The organism is Stenotrophomonas sp. CASM106 (genome assembly GCF_049384825.1).
Classification (GTDB): domain Bacteria; phylum Pseudomonadota; class Gammaproteobacteria; order Xanthomonadales; family Xanthomonadaceae; genus Stenotrophomonas; species Stenotrophomonas muris.
The window spans coordinates 1-3430 of the sequence record NZ_JBMRFS010000021.1 but is presented as its reverse complement, the minus strand read 5'-3'; the positions used below and the strand labels follow the sequence as shown (position 1 = coordinate 3430).

The following is a 3430-nucleotide window of genomic DNA, read 5'->3' as shown; positions in this document are numbered from 1 at the left end:
TAAACCCTGGCGATGACCTACTCTCGCATGGCTTGAGCCACACTACCATCGGCGCAGCTGCGTTTCACTTCCGAGTTCGGGATGGGATCGGGTGGTTCCACAGCGCTAATTTCACCAGGGAGGCTTTTGGAGAGTCGCACTCGTCCCGGTGGGACAAGGCGCCAGCCTCGCATAGTTCTTGTGACGTAGCGTGCACTTGGATGCTCTTACGACGTTGTCGTAAAGCCAAGGCAACTTGAGGTTATATGGTCAAGCCGCACGGATCATTAGTATCAGTTAGCTCAATACATTGCTGTACTTACACACCTGACCTATCAACCACGTAGTCTACATGGTTCCTTCAGGGGGCTTGTGCCCCGGGAGATCTCATCTTGAGGCGCGCTTCCCGCTTAGATGCTTTCAGCGGTTATCGCTTCCGAACATAGCTACCCGGCAATGCCACTGGCGTGACAACCGGAACACCAGAGGTTCGTCCACTCCGGTCCTCTCGTACTAGGAGCAGCCCCTCTCAAATCTCCAACGCCCATGGCAGATAGGGACCGAACTGTCTCACGACGTTCTGAACCCAGCTCGCGTACCACTTTAAATGGCGAACAGCCATACCCTTGGGACCGACTACAGCCCCAGGATGTGATGAGCCGACATCGAGGTGCCAAACACCGCCGTCGATATGAACTCTTGGGCGGTATCAGCCTGTTATCCCCGGAGTACCTTTTATCCGTTGAGCGATGGCCCTTCCATACAGAACCACCGGATCACTAAGTCCTAGTTTCCTACCTGCTTGATCCGTCGATCTTGCAGTCAAGCACGCTTATGCCTTTGCACACAGTGCGCGATGTCCGACCGCGCTGAGCGTACCTTCGAGCTCCTCCGTTACTCTTTAGGAGGAGACCGCCCCAGTCAAACTACCCACCATACACGGTCCCCGACCCAGATAATGGGCCCAGGTTAGAACGTCAAGCACGACAGGGTGGTATTTCAAGGATGGCTCCACCACAGCTAGCGCCATGGTTTCATAGCCTCCCACCTATCCTACACAGACGAACTCAACGTTCAGTGTAAAGCTATAGTAAAGGTTCACGGGGTCTTTCCGTCTTGCCACGGGAACGCTGCATCTTCACAGCGATTTCAATTTCACTGAGTCTCGGGTGGAGACAGCGCCGCTGTCGTTACGCCATTCGTGCAGGTCGGAACTTACCCGACAAGGAATTTCGCTACCTTAGGACCGTTATAGTTACGGCCGCCGTTTACTGGGGCTTCGATCAAGAGCTTCGCCTTGCGGCTGACCCCATCAATTAACCTTCCAGCACCGGGCAGGCGTCACACCCTATACGTCCACTTTCGTGTTTGCAGAGTGCTGTGTTTTTGATAAACAGTCGCAGCGGCCTGGTTACTGCGACCCTCTTCAGCTATAGCTCGCACGAGCCACCAAAAAGGGTGCACCTTCTCCCGAAGTTACGGTGCCATGTTGCCTAGTTCCTTCACCCGAGTTCTCTCAAGCGCCTGAGAATTCTCATCCTACCCACCTGTGTCGGTTTACGGTACGGTCTGCGTAAGCTGAAGCTTAGGAGCTTTTCCTGGAAGCGTGGTATCAGTGACTTCGCCATAAAGGCTCGTCTCGGTGCTCGGTCTTAGAGGATCCCGGATTTGCCAAAGATCCAAACCTACCGCCTTTCCCCAGGACAACCAACGCCTGGTACACCTAACCTTCTCCGTCCCTCCATCGCACTTACGCGAGGTGCAGGAATATTAACCTGCTTCCCATCGACTACGACTTTCGTCCTCGCCTTAGGGGCCGACTCACCCTGCGCCGATTAACGTTGCGCAAGGAAACCTTGGGCTTTCGGCGTGCGGGTTTTTCACCCGCATTATCGTTACTCATGTCAGCATTCGCACTTCCGATACCTCCAGCAGACTTCTCAATCCACCTTCAACGGCTTACGGAACGCTCCTCTACCGCGCATAACAAAGTTATGCACCCCAAGCTTCGGTTCACTGCTTAGCCCCGTTAAATCTTCCCCGCAGACCGACTCGACCAGTGAGCTATTACGCTTTCTTTAAAGGGTGGCTGCTTCTAAGCCAACCTCCTGGCTGTCTGTGCCTTTCCACATGGTTTTCCACTTAGCAGTGAATTTGGGACCTTAGCTGTGGGTCTGGGTTGTTTCCCTTTTCACGACGGACGTTAGCACCCGCCGTGTGTCTCCCATACAGTCCGTCTCGGTATTCGGAGTTTGCAATGGTTTGGTAAGTCGCGATGACCCCCTAGCCATAACAGTGCTCTACCCCCGAGAGGATACATATGAGGCGCTACCTAAATAGCTTTCGAGGAGAACCAGCTATCTCCGGGTTCGATTAGCTTTTCACTCCTAATCACACCTCATCCCCTACCTTTGCAACGGGAGTGGGTTCGGGCCTCCAGTGCGTGTTACCGCACCTTCACCCTGGGCATGACTAGATCACCCGGTTTCGGGTCTACTGCCCGCGACTATGCGCCCTTATCAGACTCGGTTTCCCTTCGCCTCCCCTATACGGTTAAGCTTGCCACGAACAGTAAGTCGCTGACCCATTATACAAAAGGTACGCAGTCACTCCTTGCGGAGCTCCTACTGCTTGTACGCACACGGTTTCAGGTTCTATTTCACTCCCCTCTCCGGGGTTCTTTTCGCCTTTCCCTCACGGTACTGGTTCACTATCGGTCGGTCAGTAGTATTTAGCCTTGGAGGATGGTCCCCCCATGTTCAGACAGGGTTTCACGTGCCCCGCCCTACTCGTCTTCACTGAAATGGCCCTTTCAGATACAGGGCTATCACCTTCTATGGCCACTCTTTCCAGAGTGTTTTCCTAGAACCAAATCAGCTTAAGGGCTAGTCCGCGTTCGCTCGTCGCTACTTACGGAATCTCGGTTGATTTCTTTTCCTCTGGTTACTTAGATATTTCAGTTCACCAGGTTCGCTTCCAGCAGCTATGTATTCACTGCAGGATACCCGCAAGCGGGTGGGTTTCCCCATTCGGACATTACCGGATCAAAGCTTGTTGCCAGCTCCCCGATACTTTTCGCAGGCTGCCACGTCCTTCATCGCCTCTGACCGCCAAGGCATCCACCGTGTGCGCTTATTCGCTTGACCATATAACCGCAAGTTGCCTTGGGTTACATATGACCCGGGGGTACAAAGCCCGGATACGAATATAACGACTCAATCAATAAAGAGACTTATGTCTCTCGCCTTAGCCTCACGACACGTCTGATAGAACATCTCAAACGCTCGCTACGTCACAAGTTTTAAAAGAACACGTACCAGCCACAGTGCTGATGCGTATAAAGATCGATTGTATGCGTCATTCAGAGAATGGTGGGTCTGGGTAGACTCGAACTACCGACCTCACCCTTATCAGGGGTGCGCTCTAACCACCTGAGCTACAGACCCGGAAA

The 3430-nt window shown here is 53.3% G+C and carries 1 tRNA gene and 2 rRNA genes; all 3 read right to left on the bottom strand.

Going from position 1 to position 3430, the window contains the following annotated elements:
• Positions 1-4: 4 nt before the first annotated feature.
• Positions 5-119, bottom strand: a 5S ribosomal RNA gene (gene rrf / locus VG556_RS22305).
• Between the two features lie 126 nt (positions 120-245).
• A 23S ribosomal RNA gene (locus VG556_RS22300) occupies positions 246-3125 on the bottom strand.
• Positions 3126-3348: 223 nt separating this feature from the next.
• A tRNA-Ile gene (locus VG556_RS22295) sits at positions 3349-3425 on the bottom strand.
• Positions 3426-3430 lie beyond the last annotated feature (5 nt).